Below are 21,627 nucleotides of genomic sequence, written 5' to 3' on the forward strand. Positions count from 1 at the left end.
GTCCACAGGTCTGCTTGCCGCGCACTCCTGGCCAGTAATCTCAGCGCCCATGGAGCAGAGGCATCTCGGCCGCACGGGCCTGCGCGTATCCCGGATCGGGCTCGGCACCCTCACCTGGGGCCGGGACACCGGCGAGCACGACGCCGCCGACCAGTTGAAGGTCTTCTGGGACGCGGGCGGGACCCTCGTCGACACGGCGGACGTGTACGGCGGAGGGGACGCCGAGTATCTGCTCGGACAGCTCGTCGAGCGGCTCGTGCCGCGGCGGGACCTGGTCATCGCGACCAAGGCGGGCAGCGTGCCCGAGCCCGACCGGCGGTTCAACGGCTCACGCGGTCATCTGCTGGCCGCGCTCGACGCCTCGCTGGAGCGGCTCGGCACCGACTACGTCGATCTGTGGCAGGTCCATGCCTTCGACCCCGGGACACCGCTCGACGAGACGCTCCAGGCGCTCGACATAGCCGTCAGCAGTGGCCGGGCGCGGTACGCGGGGGTGTCCAACTTCTGCGGCTGGCAGCTGGCGAAGGCCGCCACCTGGCAGCTCGCCGCTCCGGGACTGCGGACCCGGCTGGCCAGCACGCAGATGGAGTACTCGCTCCTCCAGCGGGGCGTGGAGCGCGAGGTGCTGCCGGCCGCGATCGACCTGGGAGTGGGGCTGTTGCCGTCCTCGCCGCTGGGCCGGGGTGTCCTCACCGGCAAGTACCGCACGTCGACCCCGCCGGACTCCCGGGGCGCGTCCGAGCAGTTGGCCGGTTTCGTCGAGCCCTACCTGGACGACGCGGCGAGCCGCATCGTGGACGCGGTCGCGACGGCCGCGGACGGGCTGGCCACGACCACGCTCCAGGTGGCGCTGGCCTGGGTCCGCGACCGGCCCGGTGTGGTGGCCCCGATTGTCGGCGCGCGCAACGCGCAGCAGCTCAGGGCCGCATTGTCAGTGGAGGCGCTTAGTCTTCCAGAGGAGATCTGCCAGGCGCTCGACGATGTGTCGGCGCCCGTGCACCGCTATCCCGACCAGGACTGGAGCACGCTGTGAGTACGGACCGCGACACCGCTGCCGCGGGCGAGGCCATCGACACGGCACCGTCGCCGGAGCCGGACACCGCCGAGGCCGGAGCTCCGGGCGAGGCCGACGCCGAGGTGTCGACCGCGCCGTCACCTTCGCCGTCGCCGGGCGCTGACGTGGAATCAGAGTTGGGCGCGGAGGCGGACGCGGAGGCGGCTCAGGCCGAGCCGGAGTCCAACCCCGGGCCCAACTCCGGGTCGGAGCCCGGGTCGGAGCCCGGGTCGGAGCCCGGGTCGGAGCCCGACAAGGCCGCCGCAACGGCGCCCGACCGTGCCACGGTGCCGGCGCCGACCGCCGCCGAGGACGACACCCCGTCGGTCGAGTCCGACGGGGCCGAGGCGCCCGGGGAGACCGGGGAATCCGGCCGCACGGAAGCCGCCGAGGTCGCGCCCGTCGCCGAGGGGACCGACGCGGTGGCTGACAACGCGTCCGACGCAGTGGTCGTTCCTGCCGAGCCCACCGTTCCTCAACTCTCCGAGGCCAAGGCCGAGTTGGCTGCCCAGCGGGTGCTGCGGGAGCGCATCGCGCAGCGCAAAGCCGCCAAGGAGGCCCCCGTCGAGGCGGGCGCCAAGCTGAGCGGGCAGGCCGCCGATCTGCTCGCGGCAGTACGGGCCGTGGAAAGCGGCGCGAAGTCCGGCGAGGCGTTCTTCGCGACCCCGCCGCCCGCGCCGCGCCCCGCCGCAGCCGCTCCTGCCGCATCCGCGCGGCCGGAGGCCCCCGAGCCCGTCCAGGGAGTCGCGCCCCCCGCGCCGGAGGCCGTCGCGTCCGTACAGGAAGTGCTCGCTGAGGGTGGTGCTCCCGCGGCGCTGGCCGAGCCGGTCGCGGCCACGCTGGGTGAGCAGGCCGGGCAGGTGCTGCGCGACGACCCCTGGCAGCTGCTGTCCGTGCCGGGGGTGCAGCCCGAGCAGGCCGACGGATTCGCGCGGGCGCTGCTCGGCGCCCAGTGCGGTCCTGGCGATGAGCGCCGGACGGCCGCGCTCGTCGGCTGGCTGCTGGAGCGGGCGGCCCTCCAGGGGCACACCGTCCTCGATGCGACCGTGGTGGCCAAGGCGCTGACCGGGCACGGGGTGCCCGACCCCGACGAGGCCCTCCAGCACGCGATCGCCGAAGGCGTCGTGCTGGGCTTCCAGGACGGCGCGGACGACACGACCGGGACCGACGAGGACGCGGACGAGGGCGAGGACCCGGCGGCATCCGCGAACGCTCAGGAGCCGGCCGAGCCGGTCCAGGTCCTGCTGGGTCTTGAGCGCTACGCCCTCGCCGAGGAGAGCCTCGCCGAGGGCCTCGCCCGGCTGGTCAGCACCTTCACCGAAGCCGCGGCCTGGGACACGGCCGCAGCTTCGCGCTCTGCCGCCGGGCTGATCGGCGCCGTCGCGGGGCACGGCCTGGTCGCCCACACCGGCGGCGAGGCCGCCCGCGCCGAACCGGCCGAGCTGGTCACCATGGCGCGGGGGCTCGGCCTTCGCGCCTTCGCGGCGTCGCACAGCGCGGACGGCGCGCGGCGCCTCGCCCCGGCGGTCGACGACCCCGCGGCCTCGGTCACGCTCTACGGCCTGCTCTCCGGGACCGAGGGGCCCGGCCGGGACGACGAGGGGCTGCTCGCACTCGACCTGTTGGTCGTGCTGGACGCCCCGCAGCTGGATGTGGAGACCGCCGCGATCCTCGTGGAGTCACTGCCCGACGCCACCAGGCTGGTCCTCAGCGGCGACCCCGGCGTCCTGCCGTCGGCCGGTGCGGGCAGGGTGTTCGCGGATCTGCTGGCCGCCCATGCCTGCCCGCAGATCGCCTCGCGCACACCCGACCCCGGGCCGATCGGCGAGCTGGTGTCCGGGATCGGGATCGGCGAGCTCAACCAGGTCGAGGCGCCGGGCAAGGAAGTGGTGATCGTCCCGGTCCGCGACGCGGGCGAGGCGGTGCACCGCACAGTGCAGCTGGTCGCCGATTCGGTGCCGCGCGCCTTCGGGGTGAGTGTCGAGCAGACACAGGTGATCACTCCCGGGCACGGCGGGTCCGCGGGTACCCGCGCACTCAACGCAGCCCTCAAGCAGCGGCTGAACCCGGGCCCCGGCCGGTTCGGCGGCTTCGATCCGGGAGACCGTATCGCCCATGTGCCGGTGCCAGGCAGGACGCTGCCCGGCACGGTGGTATCGGCCGACGACGACGGCCTGCATCTCGACTGCGGGGGCACGCCCGTCGTCGTACCGCAGGACCGGGTGGAGACCACGGTGCGGCACGGCTGGGCGCTCACCGCGCACCAGGCGACCGGGATGCGGTGGCCCGCGGTCGTCGTGGTGCTGCCCGGGGACGCCGCGGCGGGGCTGAGCCGGCCCTGGATCTACACCGCGTTCAGCCGCGGCGAGCGGCACCTGTCCGTGGTCCACGGCGTGGACCAGGCGCTGCCGCACGCGGTGACGGAGGTCCCGGACCGGCCCCGCACCACGCGGCTGCGCGCTCTGCTCCAGCCCGCCGCCGAGCCCACCGCGTAGAGCGCGCGAAAGGGCCCCGCGGCCCGAAAGTGGGTCGCGGGGCCACAGGCCGTGTCTCGGGCGCTCAGGCCTCTTCGACGCCGCCGAGCTCGTGGATTTCGTCGTCGAAGACGGAGCTGACGTCGAAGCGGCACACGACCCGCTGCGGATCGGCCTGGTCGAAGGGAGCGGTCAGCCACTCCCCCGCTTCGGGCAGCTCCTCCACCGCAGTCACCCACAGCGTGGAGTCGCCCTCCTCCAGGCCGAACTCCTTGTGCCGGGAGGCGATTTCGTCCGGCTCGTACTCGCCGAAGAGCACGCCGATGGCGGCGTGGACGCTGCCGCCGACACCCCCTGCCGTCGCGCTCCGCTCGTCGGTGTCCGGGTCCAGGCCCGCGATGCGCCGTGCCTGTGCGAGCAGCCGCGGTGTCTGGGCCACCGCGTAGTCGCGCCGGATCAGGACGCTCACGGCGTTCGGCTCCTCGGGGCCCGTGTACGGCGGCAGGGAGTCGTCGGACGCGGGAATCTCGAATGGGGTGACTTCGTCGTAGCGGTCGTAGAGCTGCTCGTCGTATGCCTCGGCGGCTGCGGCGAGCTCGTTGAACGCGTCGTAGACGGCCGGGTCGTCGTCCCCGGTACGGTGCTCGACCGCCTCCAGGTGACGGTCCAGCGCGGCCTTGACCGCCTCGGCGGCGGCGCGTACCTCGGCAGCGGTGGGCTGCGCAGCATCAGACATAGTGCAGACGCTATCCGTACTGGGGCTCTGCCCGCACAATAGATGCGATGCCGGAATACGAATTTGTCGACGTGTACGTGCCACGCGGGGTCTCCCGCACGGACACGACGCGCCTGCTGACCGACCATGCCGAGTACGGACACTGGGAGTTGGACCGACTGAGCCTGCGCCGGGACGGCAGCCGCAAAGTGCGGCTGCGCAGGCGGATCATCCGCCAGCAGCACGCGACCTGGTGAAGACGGTGCGGGCCCCGAAGTCACAGGGTCCGCACCGTCTCTCGCGCCGGTTACGCCGGCGCTGTCACTGCCTCACTGTCCTACGCCGCCGAGCGCGCCCGGCGGTACAGCACCGCACCGCCGAGCAGCAGTCCCGCACCTACCGGGATCACTAGCCCGAGCGGACCGGCGCCGGTCTGCGCGAGCAGCTCGGTGCCCTTGGGCTGGGAGGCGCTCTGGGCGCCCGGGGTGTTCGGCTCGTCGGACCGGTCATGGCCCACCGGCTTGCCGGGCCCGGCCGGGTCACCGGGCTCCCCGGGCTGCCCCGGGTTGCCGGGCTCTCCCGGGTTACCGGGGGTGCCGGGGGTGCCCGGACTACCGGGGGTGCCGGGGTTGCCCGGGGTGCCGGGAGTGCCCGGGTTACCGGGAGTGCCCGGGTTGCCAGGGGTACCCGGGTTACCGGGGTTGCCCGGCTGCCCCGGCTTGCCGGGGCCCGGCTTGCCCGGGGTGCCGCTGCCATTGGCGCAGCCGTTGCCCGTCACGGCGTTGCCGAGGCCGCCGATGGTGACGCTGTTGCCGCAGGCGTTCACGGGAACATCGATGGGCACCTGAACGTGGTTGCCCGAGCCGACGCCCGGCGAGTTGCTCGCGTGCCCCTCGGCCGCCGCAGCGCCGCGGTGCTTGCCGCGCGGCTTGCCGTGACCGGAGCCGTCCGACACATTGGCGCAGCGATTGCCGACGGCGGGGTTGAGCAGCCCGACGACGTTGACAGTGTTGCCGCACGCGTTGACCGGGACGTGCACCGGGGCCTGTACGGAGTTCCCGGACAGCACGCCCGGCGAGTCCGAGGCGACCCCGTCGGCCCCCGCGTCAGCGTGTGCGTTCCCGCCGGTCAGGGCGAGTACGCCGCCGACGGCCGCGATGGTGATCAGGCCTTTTCTGGTGACCTGGCGCATTGGTTCTGTTCCTCCGCCTTCATACCTGCCGGAATACCCACGGACGTGGCTGCCCGCGGGCAGAATGCCCAGCGGCCCCGGAGTGCATGGCACGCACTCCGGGGCCACCCGGGACTCAGACCCTCACGGGTTGAGACACAACGTCACTTGTTGATGCAGGTGTTGCCGAAGGCGGGGTTCAGCAGCCCGATCACGGAGACCGTGTTTCCGCACACATTCACCGGAACGTGGATGGGCGCCTGGATGACGTTCCCCGAAAGGACGCCGGGCGAGCCCACAGCGGCACCCTGCGCGCCGGCATCCGCGACGGCCATACCCGCACCAGCGAGCACGAGACCACCAGTGGCAACCGCAGCAGCGACGATCTTCTTGATCATTACTTTTCCTCCTTGTTGGCAAATGCGATCCCAGCCGCGGACCGCACCCCCTGTAACGAGGAGAAAGTCATGGGGCTACGACCTGGTGGTCCCATTCACTCCATTCAGTCAAATAGCACGCTCACCCGATTATTTGATGTTCCGTTTCTGCGACCGGCCGGCGATGTCCGGCCGGCGGCGTCCGCTCAGCACCCGTCCAGGAGGCGGTCCAGAACGCGTACACCGAACTTCAGCCCGTCCACGGGAACCCGCTCGTCGACGCCGTGGAACATCCCCGCGAAGTCCAGCTCCGGCGGCAGCTTCAGCGGTGCGAAGCCGAAGCAGCGGATGCCCAGGTCGTCGAAGGACTTGGCGTCGGTGCCGCCGGAGAGCATGTACGGGACGGCGCGCGCGATGGGGTCCTCGGCCTTGAGCGCCACCTGCATCGCGTCGACGAGGTCACCGTCGAAGCTCGTCTCCAGGGCCTTGTCGCCGTGTACGTCCTCGCGCTTGACGCGCGGGCCGAGGATCCGGTCGAGGTCGGCCAGGAACTCGTCCTCGTACCCCGGCAGGAAGCGCCCGTCGACATGCGCGGTGGCCTGCCCGGGGATCACGTTCACCTTGTAACCGGCGCCGAGCATCGTGGGCGCCGCCGAGTTCTGCAGGGTGGCGCCCACCATCTTCGCGATGCCGCCGAGCTTGGCGAGCGTGGCCTCCATGTCCTCCGGGTCGAGCGGGGTGCCGAGCGCGTCGGAGAGCTCGTCGAGGAAGGACCGTACGGTCTTGGTGACGCGCACCGGCCACTTGTGTCGGCCGAGCCGTCCGACGGCCTCGCACAGCTCGGTGATCGCGTTGTCCTTGTTGGTCATCGAGCCGTGCCCGGCCGTGCCGTCCACGGTGAGCCGCATCCAGTGCATGCCCTTCTGCGCCGTCTCGACCAGATACAGCCGCAGGTTCTCGTTGACGGTGAAGGAGAAGCCGCCCACCTCGCCGATGGCCTCGTTCACGCCCTCGAAGAGACCGGGGTGCTTGTCGACGAGATGCCGTGCGCCGTACGTGCCGCCCGCCTCCTCGTCGGCGAGGAAGGCCAGCACGATGTCGCGCGGGGGCTTGCGACCGCTGCGCATCCTGTCGCGTACGACCGCGAGGGTCATCGCGTCCATGTCCTTCATGTCGACCGCGCCCCGGCCCCACACACAGCCGTCCGCGATCTCTCCGGCGAAGGGGTGGTGCGTCCAGTCCTGGGCGTTCGCCGGCACGACGTCGGTGTGCCCGTGGATGAGCAGCGCCGGCCGGGACGGGTCCTCGCCCGCGATCCTGGCCACCGTCGAGGCACGGCCCGGGTGGGACTCGAAGATCTGCGGCTCAAGACCGACCTCGGCGAGCTGCTCCGCGATGTACTCCGCGGCGGCGCGTTCTCCCGGCCCGGAGTGGTCCCCGTAGTTGCTGGTGTCGATCCGGATCAGGTCACGACAGAGGTCGACGACCTCGTCCTCGCCCGTGATCCTCCGGGCCGTGTTCGACTCGCTCACGCTGCTTCCTCCCTCTGGCATTGCTGGTGGTCCCCTCACATCCTCCTGCTTCACCCCCAAGGGCGGGCACCCCGCGTCACGCGCGGTTCACGGGCCTGGGGGGTGGCGATCAGCGGGTCCGAATGTTTGCTATGGTTTTCCACGTCGGAACGGCTGAACGCCGCACGGCAGACACCTTGTCCGAGTGGCGGAATGGCAGACGCGCTAGCTTGAGGTGCTAGTGCCCTTTATCGGGCGTGGGGGTTCAAGTCCCCCCTCGGACACATGGTTTGTACACGCTGCGCGGTTTCTGCGCAGGCGGCATCAGCGCCCGTTCCTGGCTTCGGCCCGGGGCGGGCGTTTTTTGTTGCCGCCTCCTTCGTTCCTGGGGCTCGGGTCCGGGGTCAGCCGATGAAGATCCTTTCGGTGTGTGGGGTGTTGGCGGTCAAGGTGCGGGCCGGGTGGTCGTAGATGAGGGGGATCTGGTCGGTCCGGAGCCAGGTGGCGATCTCGGGCGGGGTGAGGTGCGGGGGCAGGCCGAGACGGATACCGAGGGCGGGCACCCCGCCCTCGTCAGCGAGACACTCTTCATCGCTGTCCAGAACATCCGAGCCACCCGCGCGCCCACACCGGGACGCACCTATCTACTGGCCGGACTCCTGCGCTGCGGGCACTGCGACCGCCGGATGGAATCGTGCTGGTCCCACGACCACCCCGCCTACCGCTGCCGCCACGGCCACACCACCGCCACCCGCCGCGACACCACCGGCCCACACAACTCCTACCTGTGCGAAGACCGCATCCTGCCCCGGCTGGGCGGGTTTTCGGGAGATGGCCCACTGGTCGGGGGTGTTGCGGCGGCGGGTATCGCGTTCGCCGAGGGTGGTGTCGGCGGGGTCGAGGAGGTCGTGGTCGGTGCGCTGGCGGTTCCAGACCTGGTGGCCGGTGTAGCGGGGGTTGGTGAGGAGAGCGCGGACGGTGGTGGGGGTCCAGTGAGTGCCGGGGCGGTGCGGGTTGCGGCCGGGGTCGGCGGCCGAGGGGCAGGGGATGGCCATGTCGTTGAGGGCGCGGGCGATGCGGGCGACGCTGTGCCGGGCGAGGCGCTGGGCGAAGATCCACTTCACGATGGGTGCGGTGTCCGGGTCGGTGTCCAGGCGTTGGGCGCGTGCGCCGCGGCGGGCCCAGGCGCGGTTGGGGTGCGGGCCGGCGTCGACGAGCCGGTAGCCGTACGGGGGCCGGCCGCCGAGGTAGCGGCCCTGTTCGCGGGCCTGGGCGGTCATGGAGGTATGGGTGCGCATGCGGGCACGGACCACTTCGCGTTTGCCGAGGATGCCGAACCAGGCCATGAGCTCTTCGTGCTGGAGGATCCCGGGGTCGGCCGGGCCGCCGAGCTCGGGGATCCAGAGGGCTATGTCGTAGTGGGTGAAGAGCGGGGCCATGACGGAATACTGGTTACCGGTGAAGGCGCGTTCGCTGGAGCCGATGACGATCGCGTCGAAGGGGCGATCGGGATCGGCCAGGTCGGCGAGGAGGGCAGCGGCTTCGGGGCGGCGGGCCCAGGGCAGGCTGCGGCTGTGCCCGATGTCGAAGTAGGCGGCGGTGATGCGCCCGTGCCCGGTGGTGAGGGCGGTGGCCTGCTGGAGCTGCCAGAGGTGGCCGGGTCCTGGTAGTCCTCGGTGGAGACGCGGCCGTAGAACGCGAAGCACAGGCCGTCCGGACGTGTCGTGCCGTGGCCTTGGCGGGCCGGGGTCTGGTGCTGGGCCCAGGCGGCGAGCGGGCCGGTGGGCTCCAAGGGCAGGAGAGCGGTGGTCGGCATCTTGATCACGCCCTTGGCGAAGTCGGTCTGGTGCTCCGAGGTGCCATCGTCCCGGGTGCGGCGGAAGGCTGGACAGGCGTGAACCGGGCGTGAAGGAAGCAGGGGCGCAGAGCATCCGGGTGCAGGGCCTCGCGGTGGTGGACGGGCGGGGCCGGTGCTACGGGAGCGCTGTTTCGGTGAGTACGCAGTCCTGAACCCCCGGACCGTTCCCCGATGGGGCGAGTGCGGGCCGTGGTGGCCCGGTGGGATGCTGAATGTGTCACGATGCGACGACATGCACAGGGCGAGAGGAGGCGGTTTTTCATGGTGGACACCTTCCACACGGGTCTGCTGACCCCCACCGAGACATCGGAGTACCTCCAGATCCCGCAGTCCACGCTGCGCAGCTGGCTCGACAGCCAGGCTGCAGGCGCTCCTTTGGTCCACCGGGTGCCGGCGGAGCGGACCGGGCAGCCGACGGTGCCCTTCGTCGCGGTCGCGGAGGCGTACGTGCTGCGCTCCCTGCGCGACCTCGGGCTGCGGATGAGTGAGATCCGTGAGGCCGCCGCCGCCGTACGCCGTGCCTTCGACACGCCGTACGGCCTGGTCTCCCAGCGCATCGCGACCGACGGCGTTGACATCTTCATCGACCACGGGCTCGGCGATCTGCGCCGGGCGCGCGACGGGCAGGCCCCGATCCACGAGGTCGTCGCCGACTACCTGCGCTACCTGAACTGGAACACCGGCGACGAGTTCCCCTCCAGTCTCCGCCTGCGCCAGTACCCCGAGAGCGTCCCCGTGGTCATCGACCCCCGCTTCGGGCACGGACTGCCGGTCGTCGCCGCCAACCGGGTCCCGGTCAAGGCCGTATCCGACCTGTGGGAGGCCGGCGAGAGCATCGAGGACATCGCCTACGAGTACGACATGAGCCCGGCCGAGGTGGACGCGCTCTGCGGGGCCGTGGTGCGCCTTGCCGCCTGAGTTCTTCCTCGACCGGAACCTCGGTCGCCGGGTCGCCGAGGACCTCCGGGAACTCGGCTGGACCGTCCACCGGATCGGTGAGGTGTTCCCGGCCGACGCGCAGGACATCCCTGACGAGGAGTGGATCTCGTACGGGCTTGACCAGGGCTGGGTGCCGCTGTCCAAGGACGGCCGGATCAAGACCCGCGACCAGGAGATCGAACCGGTCCGGTTACGGGAGGCGGTCCTGTTCTACCTCGACAACCAGCAACTGCGGAGCACGGAGATGGTCGAGCGCCTGCACCGCTGCCGTGGCGCCATCCACGATGCCGTGGCCAAGGGCGGCCCGGCCGCGTATGCCGTCCGCACGGACCGCATCGAGCACACCTGGCCGTAGACCGGAATCAGCGGCATCCCACGATTCGTCAAACGAGGCCGTGAAATCCGGCTTGGGGACCGCCGGTAGGCTGCGGGGCCGTGAGTGAGTATCAGTACTACGAGTTCCTGGCGATGGACCGGCCGCTGAGCACCGAGGAGCTCGGCCGGGTGCGGGAGTTGTCCAGCAGGGCGTCCATCACCCCGACTGGCTTCGTCAACGAGTATCACTTCGGAGACTTCCGCGGAGATACCACCAAGCTGGTCGAGCAGCTCTACGACGCCCACCTGTACTACGCGAACTGGGGCAGCCGCCGCCTTGTGCTCCGGCTGCCGTCCGACGTGCTGTCTGTCCGGCGCACCGTCGCGTACCGAATGGAGGAGTCGCTGGAGAGCTGGACCCGTGCGGGGCATACTCTGCTGGACTTCTCCCTGTCGTGCGAAGACGGTGGCGAGTGGGACTTCGAGAGCTCCTACCAGCTCGCCTCCTTCGTAGGGCTGCGGGCCGAGCTTGCCGCGGGTGATCTGCGGGCCCTGTACCTCGCCTGGCTCTCCGGCCTGGGCCGGTGGGAGCTGATGGACGACGACGAGGAGGAATACACCCTCGTGGTCGAGCCTCCTGTACCCGCCGGGCTGGCCGTGCTGACCGGCCCGCAGCGCGCGCTGGCCGACTTCCTGCGCGTGGACCAGGATCTGCTGGCCGCCGCGGCCCGGGCCGGCGCGCCCGCCACCGCGACCGCCGTGGACGAGAAGGCCCTGGCCGCGTTTGTCACCGCTCTGCCGGCGGCGGAGAAGCACGACTTGCTGATGAAGGCGGTGCTGGGTACCGCACCTCAGCTTGGCCCACAGCTCCTCGCCCGCTGCCGGGCGGCCCGCCTGCCCGGCACCCGCGAGGCCACAGAGCCGCGCACCGCCGCTCAACTCCTGGACGCCGCATACCTGCACCGCACCGAGCGGGTACGGCGGGAGGCGCAGGCCCGTACCGAGGCCGAGCGGGTCCGCGCCCTGGGGATCAGCCAGGCTCGGGACGCGCATCTGGAGCGGCTCGCCCAGGACACCGAGCAGGTGTGGCGGGACGTCGAGGAACTGATCGGGCAGAAGAAACCCGCCCCGTACGATCTCGCGGTCACCCTGCTCAAGGACCTCCGCGAGATCCACTCCCGCGCCGGATCCCGAGCTGAATTCGACCGACGCGTCGGCGCGCTGCGCGAGGCTCACCGCCAAAAACCCTCCCTCATGGACCGCTTCGACGGCGCTGGGCTCCCGAGCCGCTGAGCCGCGTGGGCGGCCGTACCCGTCACTCGGTCCTCCGCCCGCATCGTGTTCGCCGCGCTTGGCGACGGACTGTCGCGGAAGCGTTGGCCGACCGCAGCCTGCGACACGGTGGACAGCCTGGGCGCCGGCACCGTGGGGAACGGGCAGGGGGACCTCACTTCGCTCTGTGTGACTGCCTTCTGGCCACCTCCCGTCGTGCTGCTGCCTCGTCATGCAGCCAGGCAGGGGGGTGTGCCAGGAGCTGGGCGACATGCTGTGGGTGCCAGTGGCCCGAGTGCTTCTTCGGGCGCAGTGATGTGACGACGTCGAGGGGCAGGCCGAAGAGTTCGGCGGCTGTGTCATTGGTGAGGCGTAGGGCGCGTTCGGCGGAGTCGAGGACCTTGCGTTCCGCGGACCGTTTGGCGTGCAGCGCTGCCGCCTCGGCGTCGGCTGCGGCCTCTGCCGCTCGTAGGGCCAGCAGCCACGGGGGTGTGGTGGTTGCCAGGCGGGACAGTTCCTGGCGGGGCATGAAGCGGCCGATCGTCTCGACCTGTCCTGCCAACGCGGTGATGTCCGCACCGAGCTGATGGCGGACTTCGCCGGGGCCGACCATGGTGCTGTGCGCCTCGTGGGCCAGATCCCGTACGTCCGAGAGCTTGGTGCTGCGCTCCGCCACGGTCAGCCGACTGTCGTCGATCATGCCGATGAGTGTGCGCACGAGATCGTCGTCCTGGTACTGGAGGAGGAAGGGTGGGGCGTCCGGTAGGCCGTGTGCCAGCGCTGTGGCGTAGCGGAAGGCTGATACGGGGGTTGCCTTTGCGGTCTCGTGCAGGGCGTCGAGTTCTGAGCGGGCCTCGGTGGCGCGGGCCTTGTTCCGGGCGCGGGTGCGGGCCGCTTTCTGTGCGGCGGCGCTGCGGCCCACCGAGGTGACGGCCTCGGGCAGGACGCGGTCGGCGTTCGCGTACGGGGCCAGTGCGTCGACGTCTGCCGCACGGTAGTAGCGCACCGTCAGGAAGCGGCCGTACTTGCGGAACTGCTCGTAGGCGACGGGCACGAGTGTGGCCTGCTCGACGACGCGGGCGAACCGTTGGGCGGAGACGCCCAGGAGGGCTGCGGCCTCGGTGGTGTTGAGCCGGTGCTCGGCCCCGCAGCCGGGCCCTGAACCCTTCGATGTTATCGACGGCCTTCTGGACCTCTACCGGGTCAAAGCTGCGGTCCTCTCCCCGTATCAGTAGGCCTGAATCGACCGCGAGGTTGGTCTCCCACACCGCGAGCCCGAGCGCCGCCCGGACCTTCTCCCGGCCCCAGCGGGGCGTGGAGCGGGTACCCGACTCTCCCTCAGCGGGCGGAAGTTGGGGCGTGCCACTGTTGCCGTTCATACACGCTACCGACGCCCACTGACAATGGCCGTGGATTCGGGCGTCACTCGATCGGGTGCAATCGGACTGCCAGGAGCGCCGAGTTCGTAGGGTGGAGGCATGACCGCTGTTCCGGAGCGAGATTCTCAACTTCCTTTCCGCGAAGCCTCTTTCGGCGGGCTTGCCGGGATCCCACAGCTGGTGAGGCGGAGCAGTGGGCCCGGAAGTATCCCGGTGACCCGCAGGTTCCGCGCGCACTCGTCCACGCCGGGTGGCGTCTGTCCCGGGAGGGTGAGCACGAGCGTGCGCTCGGCCTGTTCCGTGAGGTCGCTGGGACCGGCGGTTCCCTGGGGTGGCATGCGCGGGTCGCGTTCGTCGATCAGCTCTACGCGCTGGGACGCGAGGAGGAGGCCGAGTCCGCGCAGCAGGCGCTGCGGGGCGAACTCGATGCGCTTTCCCCGGCCGAACTCTGGGTCTACCACGAAATGACGGAAGTCCTGGCGGATCGCGTGCGGATCGAGTCGGCACTTCAGTGGTGCGAGGCCGGACTGGGGCGCGCTCCTGCCGCGGGGGAGGGCGAGGAGGAGGCTGCTGCTGGGGACCTGCACGGGCTGGCGGTCAGCCGCAGCTTCCTGCGCGCGGAGCTCGGTATCGCCCCGGATGCACAGGACCTGGCCGCGGAGGCACAGGCCAATTCCTCGTTGGAGGAACTGGGTTCCTCGTGGACCTTCAGGAGGAACTGGCCGGGCCGCGCGGCGCGCTGGACCTCCCGGAGGACGACGAAGCATTCGACTCGGTGGTGCTGCGCTGGTCACGGGAGGACTTCGACGCGGTGCGGTCCCGCTGGCCGAAGACGACCCTCGACTACGGCCCGGACTACGCCACGTACGCCACCCGGATCCAGTACACCGCCCGTAGCTACAGCGAGTGCGGTGCCGCCCATGCGTGGCTGGTTACCGGGCGGCTTGCCGACTACAAGGCGTACGCGGACGCCGCCGGTGCGGACCCGGCGGAGCCCAGGACCCGTCAGGAGTTCGGCACTTGGCGGACGGGAAGCGATCCTGCGGGGGCGTTGCTGTGGCCGCCTGCGCGTAACGGTCCCTGCTGGTGCGACTCGGGCCGCAAGTACAAGAAGTGCTGCGGCACTCCAGCGAGGAACTGAACACCGTGTGTGAGGAGGGGAGGTCTGATGGCTGAGCCGTCCGGCCGGGATCTCGACGCGATGATCGAGGCCGCCTGTGTGGATGCGTACGGCGAGGAAGAGGAACTGGTTGGCTTCCACGCCGTTCTGGCCGACCGGGTGTCCCTGCCCTTCACCACTCAGGTTCTCGGCGTTGACGTCGTGGTGGAGGATCTGGACCTGCGTCCCGGCGGCGGAGTTGTGGCCCTGTGCCGTCGGGGCGTGCACCGGCAGGCGCTCCCGCTGCTGGACCTCCCGGTGCCGTCGGCCCCGCCCCAGGGATGGGAATGGATCGAGGCCTTCCGCCGCTGGGCGCATTGACCCTGTCCGACCCGGCGACCTCCGAGGAATCCGTGGTCGACACGGAGTCGGTGGGCGCCTCGTGACATCCGGTCCGGGAAGCGCTTCCCGGACCGGGCCGGGAAGTACGGACAGCCGACTCGGCCTCGCCGATGTCCCCGCCCAGCGGACCCGGCCCAGGAACGGCGTCGCAATGCCGGTTGCTCGCACTTCGGGTGGACCGTGGTGAACAGCAGCGACGGGCGCCGTTAGCGCCGATCTTCGGTGAGAAGGTTCTGCGCGCCGTGCGGCCGTACGGGCCCGCGCGACTTCTGGTGGCGATCAGGGAAGCCGGAATTCGCCCCGCACCACCGGCATGTGCGTATGGTGCGTGTCGGTCCTCGGACACCAGCTAAGGCCCCTGTTCATCAGGGGCTTTTGCGTTTCCAGGCTGTGGCGTGACCAACCACGTGACCAACCACCCAGCGAATCCCCTGGTCAGACCAGGGATGACGGGCCGAGTCGGCCCGCACCGGAGGCGGCGAGCTTCCGCGCTCCGTCCTTACGTGAGTGGCCGTATCGGGCCATCGTGCAGCCCGGCGAGTGGTGCCGGACGTTGGCTGAGACCTCCACCGGGTTCTCCCCGGCCTCCAGATCATTTGTGACCTTGCTGTGCCTCCAGTCGTGAATACGGAAGTCCTCCGGCAGGTGCAGCCGGGTGCGCATCGTGCGCCACCGTGCCGAGACCTTCTCGGGGTCCTGCGGGCCGCCCGCCTCGCCCCGGTAGAGCTTGAAGCCGTCACGAGCGAACACCAGGTCGTGATCGACCCATGCGAGGCCGAGCTGCTTACGCTCGGCGTCCGTACGTGGGAGCAAGCGCGAGTGAGGTCAAGGCACTTTCCGAAATCGTCGTGACCGTCGAACGGTCGGGGAAGACCGGCCGCCCGGCCACCGTGTTCACTGTCCGCGATGACGATTCCCGTCACGCAGCGCCGACCGTGGAGCCCCAGCCGGCGGAGCGGACATATGGAAAACAACGGGGCCAAGGTCGTCCAGGTGGATGCTTACCGACCGGAGTCGAACAACGCCCCCGCCCCGGCGAAGCGGTCGCCCGTTCCCGATCCCGTTCCTGCCCCTGCGCCTGCGCCTGCGCCTGCGCCAGCGTGCGCGGCGACCGCACCGCCGCCAAACGCCCCACCCGCGCCGAGCAGGAGAAGGCCCTGCGCGCCGGGCACACCGCCACGCCCCGGGAGAGGCTGCGCGCCACCGTCCGCACGACGGTGGCGGCTGCCACGGGCACCGAGGAGTTCTTCGCCATCCTCCGCAGCGCGGGCGTGCTGGTGGACATCCAGCGCTTCCCCTCCGGAGACATCCGCGGCTACAAAGTCGCCCTACCCGGCGACACGAACGCCAAGGGCGAGCCGGTGTGGTTCTCAGGCTCCACCCTCGGCCCCGACCTGTCCTACCCCAAGATCAGCGAACGTCTCGCGCCCACCGAAGCCGCCCCCGGGGGCCGGCACTCCGGCCGTCGGCGTACGGCCTGGCAGCAGGTCACCGACGCCGCCGACCGGATCCCTGACGTTCTCGACCAGGCCGACGACGCCGTAGGCCAGGCGCACATCACCGTGCTCGCCGAAACTCTCGACGCCCTCCCCCTCATCGCCCCCGCCAGCTACAGGCCCCAGCTGGCCCAGGCAGCCGCGGCATTCGAGCGGGCCAGCCGCTCCCGCATCCGCGCCCGCCACCAACAGGCCCAGGCCACACGACGCGCGATCAAGGCGATCGTGCGTGAACCCGCGCCCAAGGACGGAGCCCTCCTCGCGATCCTCCTCGACGCCCTCCTGTTTGCCGTCGTCGCGGCCCAGCGCTGGCACCACACCCGCCACCACGACCAGCAAGCCGAAGCCGCCCGCCAGGCAGCCGAACACCTGCACGCCGCCTACCAGGCCGCCGCCCTCCAGCCCCTGACCGTGATCCACCAGCGCGGCCTCCACCTGACCGTCACGGTGCAGCAACGGCAAGCCGCCCTCGTCCGCCAAGCACTACCGGACCTGGCCGAGCAGATCCTCACCGAGCCCGGCTGGCCAGCCCTGGCCGCCACCCTCACCGACGCCCAGAAGGCCGGCCACGACCCGGCCGTCCTGCTCGCTGAAGCCACCCGCCGACGGGAACTCGGCAGCGCCACCTCCATCAGCGACGTTCTGACCTGGCGGCTGCACCGCCTCGTCGGCGTGGCAGGTGAAAGGCCCGCTCACCCCGACTCCGCGAGCACCACCCGCCTGGGTTCGAGCGCAGCCGTCCTCGGTCCCTCACGACAGCAACCACCCCGCCGAAGCAGCCGGTAGCCCGAAGTCCGCCACGGTCACTGGCGGCCGCCATGTTCCTTCAGGGAACACGGTAGATGTTCCCTGAAGGAACGCCCGAATCGTTCCCTGAAGGAACAGGGCGCATCCCGTTCAGTGGCTGAACGCCGGTTGTGTTCAGCCACTGAACTGCTGCTCGGTTCAGTGGCTGAACGGGGCGTCCGAGAACCCGTTCACTCAGTGAACAACCCGCCGTTCACTCGGCGAACGGCCGCCATGCTCACTCCGTGAACACGGGGGATGCGCCCAAGGGCCTCGCAGCGCCCGGGCCGGGTAAGCGCACGTAGCGTCGGGGCCGGGTAGGGCTGTCCGCTCGCCGAAGGGCTAGACGTTCCGTTCAATGCAAGGGGCGACGCCGCACGCCTCGACGGCCTTCGTCAGCGGGTCAGGACCGCATCGAGGTGCTCTTGTACAGGCCCGAACAGGCCGTAGGGGACGTACTGCGGGATCTCTGCGTGGGTAACCCACTCAAGCTCCGCCAGTTCTTCGGTGTCCGCGACGTGCGCGTGACCGCCAATCACCTCACAAGCGGTGTAGGACATCAGTCGGCCGGTGGCCGGGTGGACCCGTTCGCCGAGGAGCTTGACCGCCTTCACGGTCAGTCCCGTCTCCTCCTGGGTTTCGCGTACGGCGGCGTCCTCGCGGGATTCGCCGGGCTCGACCTCGCCGGCCGGGAACTGCCAGGAGAGCTGGCCCTCGCTGACCCGGCGCCGCACCATGGGCACGCGACCCTCGTGCACCACAATGGCCGCGGCGATGCCCGGGCGCTCCTCAGCGTTCTGCTGCGTCACGTCTACTCCTCCAGGACTGCCAGGATGGGTGGGAAGATCGTATCGACGGGGATGAACCGGGTGAGGGAGTTTTTCGGAACCCACATGACGTCCGCGTTCTCCTCGGCGTCGGCGTTGGCGGCCTCTCCCGCCAGGTACTCGCATAGGAAGTAGTCGCAGAGCACTCCGGTCACCGGGTGGAGGCGGCTGCCCAGGTGCTTGCGTACGGCGCAATGGACTCCTGTCTCGTCCAGGGTTTCCCGCACCGTGGTGGTCTCGGCCTTGCCTCCGGGTTTGATCACGCCGGCGGGGAACTGCCAGGTGATGCCAGACGCGTCGTCGTGCCGTCGGCACACCAGCAGGACCTGATCGTCACGGGTGACCACAGCGATGGCGCCCTCAGCGAACCGTCTGGTGGCCGACGCGATACGACCCCACTCTTACTGGGGCAGGTTCTGACCGCGCTTCGGGAGCTCTAGCAGGGCCTTCTTCGGGAGCGCATCCACGAGGCGACCTCCCGGCCCGCGATCGTCAGCACACCCACGGAGCCGCGATGACCAACCAGCCCGCGCCGTTCAGGCACGGGTTCAGGCGGCGTCCGCCTCAATGGGCAGGTCGGCCAGGCGCCATTCCAGCATGCCGTCGGTGAGTCGCAGGGCCTTGCGGCCATGCTGGTGGAGCAGGCGTACCGCGTCGTGGGCGAGGACGCAGTAGGCGCCGCGGCAGTACGCGACGACCTCGACGTCGTCCGGTAGTTCGGCGATGCGTTCGGCGAGGTCCTCGACCGGGATGGAGATCGCGCCGGGGATGTGGCCTGCGGCGTATTCCTCGGCCGGGCGGACGTCGAGGACGACGACTTCGCCCGCTCGGGCACGGGCCAGCAGTTCCTCTCGGTCGACCTCTTCCGCCGCGTCCGTGCCGAGGTATGCGGTGCGCGCCGGTTCGACGGCGGCCTGGTGGGTCTGGGCGACCTGCCGCAGCAGGGCGTAGAGGGCGGCGACGTCGTCGCCGGCGAGGCGGTAGTGGATCCGTACGCCCTCGCGGCGGGTGGCGACGAGTCCGGCCTGCTTGAGGGTCTGCAGGTGCGCCGAGGCGGTGGTCAGGTTCAGTCCGGCCGCCTTGGCGAGCGCGTCGACCGTGCGTTCGCCCTGGGCCAGCAGGTCGAGCAGTTCCAGGCGTTTTCCGCTGCTCAGTGCCTTGCCCGTGCGGGCGAAAGCGTCGTACAGGGCCGACTTGCGCGCGGCGTCTCCCATGGCATCCTCCATAGATCCATGGAATATTGTATCTGCGGGTGGGCGCTGGGACCACCGAGCCCCTACCGTGACATCTGGAGGACCTGATGGGCTTCGCCGACGATCACTTGATACCGCTGGTGGACGAGGGGCTGGGCAACAGCGCCTACCTCGTCGACCTCGGCGACGGACGCGCCCTCGCGGTGGACGCGAGCCGGGACCTGCGCGCGCTGCGGGCCGCTGCCGGACGGCGGCGGCTGCGGGTGGCGTACGCGGCCGACACCCACCTGCACGCCGATTTCCTCTCCGGTGCCGTGCAGCTCGCGCACGACGATGACGCGACGGTGCTGGCCTCGGCCGCCGGCCACCGCGCTTTCCCGCACACGGCCCTGGCCGACGGCGACGAGACCGACCTCGGCGGGCTGACCCTGCGGGCGCTGGCCACCCCGGGCCACACCGACGAGCACCTCTCCTTCCTCTTGCTGGACGGCGCGCGCGACCTGGGCGTCTTCACCGGTGGTTCGCTGATCGTCGGCTCGGCCGCGCGCACCGACCTCCTCGGCGCCGACCGTGCCGAGGAGCTGGCCCGCGCCCAGTACCACTCGCTGGGGCGCCTGGCCGAGCTGCCGGACAGCACGGCGGTCTGGCCCACCCACGGCGCGGGCTCGTTCTGCTCCGCCCCTCCCGGCGCCGAGCGGACCACTACCATCGGGGAGCAGCGCCGGGCCAACCTGCTGCTCGCCGCACCGAGCGAGGACACCTTCGTGCGGCAGCTGCTGGGGAGGCTCGGCTCCTACCCGGCCTACTTCGACCGGCTCGGTGAGGTGAACCGGCGCGGGCCCTCGGTCCTCGGCTCCGCACCCACGCTCGCCCCGCTCACGGTGGCCGAGGTCCGCGGCCTCCTCGGCCAGGGTGCTCAGCTCGTCGACGTCCGCTCCGTCGCCGATTTCGCCGCAGGCCACATACCCGGCGCGATCTCCAACCCGCTGCGCGGGCAGTTCGCCACCTGGCTCGGCTGGCTGCTGCCCGACGACAGCCCCCTCGTGTTCGTCACCTCCCCCGGCCAGGACCTCGCGGAGATCACCTGGCAGGCCCTGAAGATCGGATACGAGCGGCTGGCCGGGCACCTCGACGGCGGCATGGACGCCTGGACCACCGGCGGGGGACAGCGCCAGAGCATCGAACTGCTTACCGCCGACCGCATCGGGGGCCGGCCCGTCCTGGACATCCGTCAGCGGGCGGAACACACCGCGGGGCACATCGCCGACGCGGTCCACATCGAACTCGGCGATCTCGCAGCCCGCTCCGCCGAGGCTCCGGCCGGCGCCGTCGTGGCCTGCGGGCACGGTGAGCGCGCCATGACGGCCGCCAGCCTCCTGCAGCGCGCCGGGCAGCGGGATCTCGCCGTCCTCGACGGCGGCCCGGGCGACTGGGCCGAGGCCACCGGCCGCCCCCTGCAGGAGGGGGCGTGAGCATCCACGCAGGCGGCGATACCGGTACCGGCATACGGCTCGGACTGCGGGCCAACCTCCCCCAGTTCGCCTTGCTCGTCGCGGTCAACGCGCTCGTCGGCGGGATGCTCGGCCAGGAACGCACCGTCCTGCCGCTGCTCGCCGACGACGTCTTCCACCTGTCCGCCTACACCGCCGTCCTCACCTACATCGTGGCGTTCGGCGCGACGAAGGCCGTCACCAACTTCTTCGCCGGGACCTGGTCGGACCGCTACGGCCGCAAGCCGGTCCTCATCGCCGGATGGCTGATCGCCCTGCCCGTCCCGGCGATGCTCGCCTGGGGCCCGTCCTGGGGCTGGATCATCGCCGCGAACATCTTGCTCGGGATCAACCAGGGCCTGACCTGGTCCACCACCGTCATCATGAAGATCGACCTGGCCGGCCCCGAACGCCGTGGACTGGCCATGGGCTTCAACGAAGCCGCCGGATACGGCGCCGTCGCCGCCACCGCCATGGCCACCGGCGCCATCGCCGAACACGCAGGACTGCGCCCCGCCCCGTTCCTGCTCGGAGCCGCCTACGCCGTCCTGGCCCTGGGCCTGTCCACCTTCGCCGTACGCGAGACCCGCGACCACGCCCGCTTCGAAGCCGCCCGCCACACCAACCCCACAGGCAACGGGCACGACGCGGAACTGACCACCGGCCAGATCGCCCGCCTGACCAGCCTCCGCGACAAGGCCCTCTCGGCCGCAAGCCAGGCCGGCCTCGTCAACAACCTCAACGACGCCCTCGCCTGGGGCATCTTCCCCCTGCTCTTCGCCGCCCACGGCCTGTCCATCGCCCAGATCGGCATCCTCGCCGCCCTCTACCCCGCCGTCTGGGGCGCCGGCCAGATGCTGACGGGCTGGTGGTCCGACCACACCGGCCGCAAACACCTCATCACCGCAGGCATGCTCCTCCAGGCCGCCGCCATCGCCCTCGTCGCCGCCGGCACCACCTTCGGCGTCTGGGCCACCGCCCAGATCCTGCTCGGCATCGGCACCGCCCTGGTCTACCCCACCCTGCTCGCCGTCATCGGCGACGTCGCCCACCCCGCCTGGCGCGCCCGCGCCGTCGGCGTCTACCGCCTCTGGCGAGACGGCGGCTTCGCCGTCGGCGCCCTCCTCGCCGGCGTCCTCGCCGACGCCTACGGCCTCACCACCGCCATCTACGCCGTCGCCGCCCTCACCGCCGCCTCCGGCCTCCTCGTCGCGGTACGCATGTACGAAACACACCCCCGCACCTGACGGCCACACCGTCGAGGTTCCC

General features: G+C 71.1%; 21 protein-coding genes, 1 tRNA gene and 2 pseudogenes. 12 read left to right on the plus strand and 12 right to left on the minus strand.

The annotated features are described in order from the left end of the window. Positions 1-49: 49 nt before the first annotated feature. Together ABCR94_RS21015 and ABCR94_RS21020 are read left to right on the plus strand one after the other, a co-directional pair. Positions 50-1,033, plus strand: a complete 984-nt coding sequence (locus tag ABCR94_RS21015) for an aldo/keto reductase (RefSeq protein WP_347121138.1) — start codon at positions 50-52, stop codon at positions 1,031-1,033. Next, positions 1,030-3,549, plus strand: coding sequence for a helix-hairpin-helix domain-containing protein (locus ABCR94_RS21020; RefSeq protein ID WP_347121140.1), 2,520 nt, complete (start codon positions 1,030-1,032; stop codon positions 3,547-3,549). The genes ABCR94_RS21015 and ABCR94_RS21020 overlap by 4 nt, the downstream gene beginning before the upstream one ends. 64 nt (positions 3,550-3,613) lie before the next feature. Here ABCR94_RS21020 and ABCR94_RS21025 read toward each other — a convergent pair whose 3' ends face one another. After that, positions 3,614-4,264, minus strand: coding sequence for a hypothetical protein (locus ABCR94_RS21025; RefSeq protein WP_347121141.1), 651 nt, complete (start codon positions 4,262-4,264; stop codon positions 3,614-3,616). A gap of 47 nt (positions 4,265-4,311) precedes the next feature. On the opposite strand from ABCR94_RS21025, the gene ABCR94_RS21030 reads away from it, so the two are divergent. After that, entirely contained in the window at positions 4,312-4,500 is a 189-nt protein-coding gene (locus tag ABCR94_RS21030) for a DUF5703 family protein (protein ID WP_347121142.1), read from the plus strand. A gap of 80 nt (positions 4,501-4,580) precedes the next feature. Here ABCR94_RS21030 and ABCR94_RS21035 read toward each other — a convergent pair whose 3' ends face one another. From ABCR94_RS21035 to ABCR94_RS21045, 3 genes are all read right to left on the minus strand, one after another. Further along, positions 4,581-5,435: a chaplin gene (locus tag ABCR94_RS21035; protein ID WP_347121143.1), complete on the minus strand. Its 855-nt coding sequence runs from the start codon at positions 5,433-5,435 to the stop codon at positions 4,581-4,583. 143 nt (positions 5,436-5,578) lie between these two features. Further along, the gene (chpH, locus tag ABCR94_RS21040) at positions 5,579-5,812 is read right to left on the minus strand and encodes a chaplin ChpH (RefSeq protein WP_347121145.1); all 234 of its coding nucleotides are present in this window, start codon (positions 5,810-5,812) and stop codon (positions 5,579-5,581) included. A gap of 185 nt (positions 5,813-5,997) precedes the next feature. Beyond that, on the minus strand, positions 5,998-7,323 hold the full coding sequence (locus tag ABCR94_RS21045) for a M20/M25/M40 family metallo-hydrolase (protein WP_347121147.1): 1,326 nt from the start codon (positions 7,321-7,323) through the stop codon (positions 5,998-6,000). A gap of 178 nt (positions 7,324-7,501) precedes the next feature. Here ABCR94_RS21045 and ABCR94_RS21050 point away from each other — a divergent pair. Then, a tRNA-Leu gene (locus ABCR94_RS21050) sits at positions 7,502-7,586 on the plus strand. Between the two features lie 120 nt (positions 7,587-7,706). On the opposite strand, the gene ABCR94_RS21055 is transcribed toward ABCR94_RS21050, so the two are convergent. Both ABCR94_RS21055 and ABCR94_RS21060 read right to left on the minus strand, forming a co-directional pair. Then, entirely contained in the window at positions 7,707-7,865 is a 159-nt protein-coding gene (locus ABCR94_RS21055; RefSeq protein WP_347121149.1) for a hypothetical protein, read from the minus strand. A 318-nt stretch (positions 7,866-8,183) separates the two neighbouring features. Beyond that, positions 8,184-9,233: pseudogene (locus tag ABCR94_RS21060) on the minus strand (recombinase family protein); the annotation flags it as partial. 188 nt (positions 9,234-9,421) lie between these two features. On the opposite strand from ABCR94_RS21060, the gene ABCR94_RS21065 reads away from it, so the two are divergent. From ABCR94_RS21065 to ABCR94_RS21075, 3 genes are all read left to right on the plus strand, one after another. Next, positions 9,422-10,078: a DUF433 domain-containing protein gene (locus ABCR94_RS21065; protein WP_347121151.1), complete on the plus strand. Its 657-nt coding sequence runs from the start codon at positions 9,422-9,424 to the stop codon at positions 10,076-10,078. After that, positions 10,068-10,454 carry a PIN-like domain-containing protein gene (locus tag ABCR94_RS21070; protein WP_347121153.1) on the plus strand — a complete coding sequence of 129 codons (387 nt, stop codon included), beginning with the start codon at positions 10,068-10,070 and terminating at the stop codon, positions 10,452-10,454. Before ABCR94_RS21065 ends, ABCR94_RS21070 begins: the two co-directional genes overlap by 11 nt. An 80-nt stretch (positions 10,455-10,534) precedes the next feature. Continuing rightward, positions 10,535-11,707, plus strand: coding sequence for a hypothetical protein (locus ABCR94_RS21075; protein WP_347121154.1), 1,173 nt, complete (start codon positions 10,535-10,537; stop codon positions 11,705-11,707). 154 nt (positions 11,708-11,861) lie between these two features. On the opposite strand, the gene ABCR94_RS21080 is transcribed toward ABCR94_RS21075, so the two are convergent. Further along, the gene (locus ABCR94_RS21080; RefSeq protein WP_347121156.1) at positions 11,862-12,740 is read right to left on the minus strand and encodes a hypothetical protein; all 879 of its coding nucleotides are present in this window, start codon (positions 12,738-12,740) and stop codon (positions 11,862-11,864) included. A gap of 450 nt (positions 12,741-13,190) precedes the next feature. Next, the gene (locus tag ABCR94_RS21085; protein WP_347121158.1) at positions 13,191-13,652 is read right to left on the minus strand and encodes a hypothetical protein; all 462 of its coding nucleotides are present in this window, start codon (positions 13,650-13,652) and stop codon (positions 13,191-13,193) included. 113 nt (positions 13,653-13,765) lie between these two features. On the opposite strand from ABCR94_RS21085, the gene ABCR94_RS21090 reads away from it, so the two are divergent. Beyond that, complete coding sequence (locus tag ABCR94_RS21090) at positions 13,766-14,206, plus strand: SEC-C metal-binding domain-containing protein (protein ID WP_347121159.1); 441 nt, start codon at positions 13,766-13,768, stop codon at positions 14,204-14,206. 27 nt (positions 14,207-14,233) lie between these two features. Then, positions 14,234-14,545 (plus strand): hypothetical protein, encoded by a 312-nt coding sequence (locus ABCR94_RS21095; protein WP_347121160.1) that lies wholly within the window; start codon positions 14,234-14,236, stop codon positions 14,543-14,545. Between the two features lie 456 nt (positions 14,546-15,001). Here the strand turns inward: ABCR94_RS21095 and ABCR94_RS21100 are convergent, their stop codons facing one another. Continuing rightward, positions 15,002-15,379: a site-specific integrase gene (locus tag ABCR94_RS21100; RefSeq protein ID WP_347121161.1), complete on the minus strand. Its 378-nt coding sequence runs from the start codon at positions 15,377-15,379 to the stop codon at positions 15,002-15,004. Between the two features lie 287 nt (positions 15,380-15,666). On the opposite strand from ABCR94_RS21100, the gene ABCR94_RS21105 reads away from it, so the two are divergent. Next, complete coding sequence (locus ABCR94_RS21105; protein WP_347121162.1) at positions 15,667-16,848, plus strand: mobilization protein; 1,182 nt, start codon at positions 15,667-15,669, stop codon at positions 16,846-16,848. Positions 16,849-17,243: 395 nt separating this feature from the next. Here ABCR94_RS21105 and ABCR94_RS21110 read toward each other — a convergent pair whose 3' ends face one another. From ABCR94_RS21110 to ABCR94_RS21120, 3 genes and pseudogenes are all read right to left on the minus strand, one after another. After that, positions 17,244-17,657, minus strand: coding sequence for an NUDIX hydrolase (locus tag ABCR94_RS21110; protein WP_347121163.1), 414 nt, complete (start codon positions 17,655-17,657; stop codon positions 17,244-17,246). 2 nt (positions 17,658-17,659) lie between these two features. Then, a pseudogene (locus ABCR94_RS21115) lies at positions 17,660-18,031 on the minus strand (NUDIX hydrolase); the annotation flags it as partial. A gap of 192 nt (positions 18,032-18,223) precedes the next feature. Then, the gene (locus tag ABCR94_RS21120; RefSeq protein WP_347121164.1) at positions 18,224-18,889 is read right to left on the minus strand and encodes an ArsR/SmtB family transcription factor; all 666 of its coding nucleotides are present in this window, start codon (positions 18,887-18,889) and stop codon (positions 18,224-18,226) included. Between the two features lie 86 nt (positions 18,890-18,975). Here ABCR94_RS21120 and ABCR94_RS21125 point away from each other — a divergent pair, with 86 nt between their 5' ends. Further along, complete coding sequence (locus tag ABCR94_RS21125; RefSeq protein WP_347121166.1) at positions 18,976-20,340, plus strand: MBL fold metallo-hydrolase; 1,365 nt, start codon at positions 18,976-18,978, stop codon at positions 20,338-20,340. Continuing rightward, entirely contained in the window at positions 20,337-21,605 is a 1,269-nt protein-coding gene (locus ABCR94_RS21130; protein ID WP_347121167.1) for an MFS transporter, read from the plus strand. Before ABCR94_RS21125 ends, ABCR94_RS21130 begins: the two co-directional genes overlap by 4 nt. Positions 21,606-21,627 lie beyond the last annotated feature (22 nt).

This window comes from Streptomyces changchenzhani, assembly GCF_039766235.1.
Classification (GTDB): domain Bacteria; phylum Actinomycetota; class Actinomycetes; order Streptomycetales; family Streptomycetaceae; genus Streptomyces.

Excerpts from the sequence above, each read along its gene's own strand:
- ABCR94_RS21015 (WP_347121138.1), top strand. The coding sequence starts at position 50 with ATGGAGCAGAGGCATCTCGGCCGCACGGGCCTGCGCGTATCCCGGATC.
- ABCR94_RS21025 (WP_347121141.1), bottom strand. The coding sequence starts at position 4,264 with ATGTCTGATGCTGCGCAGCCCACCGCTGCCGAGGTACGCGCCGCCGCC.
- ABCR94_RS21030 (WP_347121142.1), top strand. The coding sequence starts at position 4,312 with ATGCCGGAATACGAATTTGTCGACGTGTACGTGCCACGCGGGGTCTCC.
- ABCR94_RS21035 (WP_347121143.1), bottom strand. The coding sequence starts at position 5,435 with ATGCGCCAGGTCACCAGAAAAGGCCTGATCACCATCGCGGCCGTCGGC.
- chpH (WP_347121145.1), bottom strand. The coding sequence starts at position 5,812 with ATGATCAAGAAGATCGTCGCTGCTGCGGTTGCCACTGGTGGTCTCGTG.
- ABCR94_RS21065 (WP_347121151.1), top strand. The coding sequence starts at position 9,422 with ATGGTGGACACCTTCCACACGGGTCTGCTGACCCCCACCGAGACATCG.
- ABCR94_RS21095 (WP_347121160.1), top strand. The coding sequence starts at position 14,234 with ATGGCTGAGCCGTCCGGCCGGGATCTCGACGCGATGATCGAGGCCGCC.
- ABCR94_RS21120 (WP_347121164.1), bottom strand. The coding sequence starts at position 18,889 with ATGGGAGACGCCGCGCGCAAGTCGGCCCTGTACGACGCTTTCGCCCGC.
- ABCR94_RS21125 (WP_347121166.1), top strand. The coding sequence starts at position 18,976 with ATGGGCTTCGCCGACGATCACTTGATACCGCTGGTGGACGAGGGGCTG.